The organism is Limnohabitans sp. JirII-29, from assembly GCF_003063395.1.
Classification (GTDB): Bacteria; Pseudomonadota; Gammaproteobacteria; order Burkholderiales; family Burkholderiaceae_C; genus Limnohabitans.
On record NZ_NESB01000018.1, the window covers coordinates 1 to 6,311 of the forward strand.

Sequence of the window (6,311 nt, forward strand, 5' to 3'; positions counted from 1 at the left end):
GCCTTCGTTGCCCAGAGCAATGTCGCTGGCAACAACGGCTATGGTCAGTTCAGTATCGGCGCCGATGGTGCCTGGACCTACACGGCCAACAGCGCGCACAACGAGTTCGTGGGTGGTCAGACCTACACCGACAGCTTCACGGTGGCGACTGCCGATGGCACGACGCAGGTCATCACCGTCAGCATGACCGGCAGCAATGATGCAGCGGTCATCACCGGAACCAGCACGGCCAGCTTGACGGAAACAAACGCAGCACCTTCGCTCTCGACAACCGGTTCGCTCAGCGCCACCGATGTAGACAGCAGCTCGGCCTTCGTTGCTCAGACTGGTGTTGCTGGTAACAATGGCTACGGTCAGTTCAGCATCAGTACAGACGGTGCCTGGACCTACACCGCCAATAGCGCGCACAACGAGTTTGTCGGTGGTCAGACCTACACCGACAGTTTTACGGTGGCGACGGCGGATGGCACGACGCAGGTCATCACCGTCAGCATGACGGGCAGCAATGACGCAGCAGTCATCACAGGAACCAGTACTGCTAGCCTGACAGAAACAAACGCTGCGGCCTCTTTGAGTACAACGGGTACGTTGTCCGCCACGGATGTGGATAGCAGTGCCGCCTTCGTTGCTCAGACTGGTGTTGCTGGTAACAATGGTTACGGTCAATTCAGCATCGGCACCGACGGCGCTTGGACCTACACCGCCAACAGTGCGCACAACGAGTTCGTCGGTGGACAGACTTACACCGACAGCTTCACGGTGGCCACCGCAGATGGCACCAGCCAAGTGATCACGGTCAGCATGACGGGTTCGAATGATGCAGCCGTCATTACTGGAACCAGTACCGCTAGTCTCACCGAAACAAACGCAGCAGCCTCGCTCTCCACCACGGGCTCACTCTCGGCAACAGACGTCGACAGCAGTGCGGGGTTCGTCGCTCAGAGCAATGTGGCCGGTAACAACGGTTATGGTCAATTCAGCATTGGCACAGACGGCGCTTGGACCTACACCGCCAACAACGCACACAACGAGTTTGTGGGTGGTCAGACTTACACCGACAGCTTTACGGTGGCGACGGCGGATGGCACCTCGCAGGTCATTACCGTCAGCATGACGGGCAGCAACGATGCAGCGGTCATCACCGGAACGAGTACGGCCAGCCTGACGGAAACAAACGCAGCCTCTTTGAGTACAACGGGTTCGTTGTCTGCGACGGACGTGGACAGCAGCGCTGCCTTCGTTGCTCAGAGCAATGTGTCGGGCAACAACGGCTACGGCCAGTTCAGCATCGGTACTGACGGTCAGTGGACGTACACCGCCAACAGCGCGCACAACGAGTTCGTCGGTGGTCAGACCTACACCGATAGCTTCACAGTCGCGACGGCGGATGGCACCAGCCAAGTGATCACGGTCAGCATGACGGGTTCGAATGACGCAGCAGTCATCACCGGAACCAGCACCGCCAGCTTGACGGAAACAAACGCAGCCGCCTCTTTGAGCACAACGGGTACGTTGTCCGCTACAGATGTAGATAGCAGCGCAGCCTTCGTTGCCCAAAGCAACGTCGCAGGCAACAACGGTTACGGTCAATTCAGCATCGGAACCGATGGCGCTTGGACGTACACGGCCAACAGCGCGCACAACGAGTTCGTCGGTGGTCAGACCTACACCGATAGCTTCACAGTCGCGACAGCCGATGGCACTTCGCAGGTGATCACGGTCAGCATGACGGGTTCGAACGACGCTGCGGTGATCACCGGAACCAGTACAGCTAGCCTGACTGAGACCAACAGCGCAGCGTCGCTCTCCACAATCGGGACACTCAGTGCCACTGACGTTGACAGTAGCGCCGCCTTCGTTGCTCAGAGCAATGTGGCTGGGAATAACGGCTACGGTCAATTCAGCATTGGTACTGACGGTCAGTGGACGTACACGGCTAACAGTGCGCACAACGAATTCGTCGGTGGTCAGACTTATACGGATAGCTTCACGATCGCGACGGCGGATGGCACGAGCCAAGTGATCACGGTCAGCATGACGGGTTCGAACGACGCTGCGGTCATCACAGGAACCAGTACGGCCAGCTTGACGGAAACAAATACAGCAGCTTCCCTGAGCACCACAGGCTCACTCTCTGCAACAGACGTTGACAGCAGCGCTGCCTTTGTTGCGCAGACTGGAGTGGCCGGGAACAACGGCTACGGCCAGTTCAGCATTGGTACCAATGGCGCTTGGACGTACACGGCTAACAGCGCGCACAACGAGTTCGTCGGTGGACAGACTTATACCGATAGCTTCACGGTCGCGACAGCCGATGGCACGAGCCAAGTGATCACGGTCAGCATGACGGGTTCGAACGACGCTGCGGTGATCACCGGAACCAGTACAGCTAGCCTGACGGAAACAAACTCAGCAGCTTCCCTGAGCACTACGGGCTCACTGTCTGCAACAGACGTTGACAGCAGCGCAGCCTTCGTTGCGCAGACTGGTGTTGCTGGTAACAACGGCTACGGTCAATTCAGCATCGGAACCGACGGCGCCTGGACCTACACGGCCAACAGCGCGCACAACGAGTTCGTGGGTGGTCAGACCTACACCGATAGCTTCACAGTCGCGACAGCCGATGGCACGAGCCAAGTGATCACGGTCAGCATGACGGGTTCGAACGACGCTGCAGTCATCACAGGCACTAGCACGGCAAGTCTCACAGAGACCAATGCCGCAGCCTCTTTGAGTACAACGGGTTCGTTGTCTGCGACAGACGTCGATAGCAGCGCATCGTTCGTTGCTCAAACAGGCGTAGCCGGTAGCAACGGTTATGGTCAATTCAGCATCGGGGCTGACGGCGCCTGGACGTACACAGCCAACAGTGCGCACAACGAGTTTGTCGGTGGACAGACCTACACCGACAGCTTCACGGTGGCGACTGCCGATGGCACGACGCAGGTCATCACCGTCAGCATGACCGGCAGCAACGATGCGGCGGTGATCACCGGCACCAGCACAGCCAGCTTGACAGAAACAAACGCAGCAGCATCGCTCTCCACCACAGGTTCACTCTCGGCAACAGACGTGGACAGCAGCGCGGCCTTCGTAGCTCAAACAGGCGTAGCCGGCAGCAACGGCTACGGCCAGTTCAGCATCGGTACTGACGGTCAGTGGACCTACACGGCCAACAGCGCGCACAACGAGTTTGTCGGCGGGCAGACCTACACCGACAGCTTCACAGTCGCGACAGCAGACGGCACCTCGCAGGTCATTACCGTCAGCATGACGGGTTCGAACGACGCTGCGGTGATCACCGGAACGAGTACGGCCAGCTTGACGGAAACAAACGCAGCAGCATCTCTCTCCACAACAGGCAGCTTGAGTGCCTCGGACGTGGACAGCAGCTCGGCCTTCGTTGCTCAGAGCAATGTGGCTGGGAATAACGGTTACGGTCAGTTCAGTATCGGCGCAGATGGTGCCTGGACCTACACGGCCAACAGCGCGCACAACGAGTTTGTGGGTGGACAGACCTACACCGATAGCTTCACAGTCGCGACAGCCGATGGCACGAGACAAGTGATAACGGTGAGCATGACGGGTTCGAACGACGCGGCAGTCATCACAGGAACCAGTACAGCTAGCCTCACTGAGACCAACAGTGCGGCTTCACTCTCCACAAACGGCAGCTTAAGTGCCACGGACGTGGACAGCAGCGCAGCCTTTGTGGCGCAGACTGGAGTGGCCGGTAACAACGGCTACGGTCAGTTCAGTATTGGTACTGATGGTCAGTGGGCCTACACGGCTACCACCGCCCACAACGAATTCGTTGGCGGTCAGACCTATATGGATAGCTTCACAGTGGCGACTACAGACGGAACAAGTCAAGTGATCACCGTCACGATGACCGGTACGAACGATGCTGCGGTGATCACCGGCACCAGCACGGCAAGTCTCACCGAAACAAACGCAGCAGCTTCGCTCTCGACAACCGGCAGCTTGAGTGCCACCGATGTAGACAGCAGCGCGTTGTTTGTCGCTCAGACTGGAGTGGCAGGCAGCAATGGTTACGGTCAATTCAGCATCGGCACCAACGGCGCTTGGACATACACCGCCAACAACGCCCACAACGAGTTTGTCGGTGGTCAGACCTACACAGACAGCTTCACGGTCGCGACGGCCGATGGCACGAGTCAAGTGATCACGGTCAGCATGACCGGCAGCAACGATGCTGCAGTCATCACAGGCACCAGCACGGCAAGTCTCACAGAGACCAATGCCGCAGCCTCTTTGAGTACAACGGGTTCGTTGTCTGCGACAGACGTCGATAGCAGCGCATCGTTCGTTGCTCAAACAGGCGTAGCCGGTAGCAACGGTTATGGTCAATTCAGCATCGGGGCTGACGGCGCCTGGACGTACACAGCCAACAGTGCGCACAACGAGTTTGTCGGTGGACAGACCTACACCGACGGTTTCACGGTGGCCACAGCCGATGGCACCAGTCAAGTCATCACCGTCAGCATGACCGGCAGCAACGATGCGGCGGTGATCACAGGCACCAGTACGGCCAGCTTGACCGAGACCAACGCAGCAACGTCACTCTCGACAACAGGCAGCGCGACCGATGTAGACAGCAGCGCCGCCTTCGTTGCCCAGAGCAATGTCGCCGGTAACAACGGTTACGGCCAGTTCAGCATCAGTACAGACGGTGCCTGGACCTACACCGCCAATAGCGCGCACAACGAGTTTGTCGGTGGTCAGACCTACACCGACAGTTTTACGGTGGCGACGGCGGATGGCACGACGCAGGTCATCACCGTCAGCATGACGGGCAGCAATGACGCAGCAGTCATCACAGGAACCAGTACTGCTAGCCTGACAGAAACAAACGCTGCGGCCTCTTTGAGTACAACGGGTACGTTGTCCGCCACGGATGTGGATAGCAGTGCCGCCTTCGTTGCTCAGACTGGTGTTGCTGGTAACAATGGCTACGGTCAATTCAGCATCGGCACCGACGGTGTTTGGACCTACACGGCCAACAGCGCGCACAACGAGTTTGTGGGCGGTCAGACCTACACGGACAGCTTCACGGTGGCAACAGCCGATAGCACCAGCCAAGTGATCACGGTCAGCATGACGGGCAGCAATGATGCTGCGGTCATCACTGGAACCAGTACCGCAAGCTTGACGGAAACAAACGCCGCCGCTTCCCTGAGCACCACGGGCTCACTGTCTGCAACAGACGTTGACAGCAGCGCTGCCTTTGTTGCGCAGACTGGTGTTGCTGGTAACAACGGCTACGGGCAATTCAGTATCGGAACCGATGGCGTCTGGACCTACACCGCCAACAGCGCGCACAACGAGTTTGTGGGTGGTCAGACCTATACCGACAGCTTTACGGTGGCGACGGTCGATGGCACGAGCCAAGTGATCACGATCAGCATGACCGGCAGCAACGATGCAGCAGTCATCACCGGAACCAGTACGGCCAGCCTGACGGAAACAAACGCCGCCGCTTCATTGAGCACAACGGGTACGTTGTCCGCCACGGATGTGGACAGCACCTCGACCTTCGTCGCCCAGGGCAATGTCCCTGGCAACAACGGCTACGGCCAGTTCAGCATCGGAAACGATGGCGTCTGGACGTACACCGCCAATAGCGCGCACAGCGAGTTTGTCGGTGGACAGACCTACACCGACAGTTTTACGGTGGCGACGGCGGATGGCACGAGCCAAGTGATCACGGTCAGCATGACGGGTTCGAACGACGCAGCGGTGATCACCGGAACCAGTACAGCTAGCCTGACTGAGACCAACAGCGTAGCGTCGCTCTCCACAACCGGGACACTCAGTGCCACTGACGTTGACAGTAGCGCCGCCTTCGTTGCTCAGAGTAATGTGGCTGGGAATAACGGCTACGGTCAATTCAGCATTGGTACTGACGGTCAGTGGACGTACACGGCTAACAGTGCGCACAACGAGTTCGTCGGTGGCCAGACCTACACCGATAGCTTCACAGTCGCGACAGCAGACGGCACCTCGCAGGTCATTACCGTCAGCATGACCGGTTCGAACGACGCTGCGGTCATCACAGGAGCCAGTACGGCCAGCTTGACGGAAACAAATACAGCAGCTTCCCTGAGCACCACAGGCTCACTCTCTGCAACAGACGTCGACAGCAGCGCAGCCTTCGTTGCCCAGAGCAATGTCGCTGGCAACAACGGCTATGGTCAGTTCAGTATCGGCGCCGATGGTGCCTGGACCTACACGGCCAACAGCGCGCACAACGAGTTCGTGGGTGGTCAGACCTACACCGACAGCTTCAC

At 58.5% G+C, this 6,311-nt stretch carries 1 protein-coding gene; it reads left to right on the top strand.

Features of this window, described 5'->3' with window-relative positions:
• A partial coding sequence (locus B9Z39_RS16760; protein WP_199221239.1) for a VCBS domain-containing protein occupies positions 1 to 6,311 on the top strand: 6,311 nt, incomplete at both ends.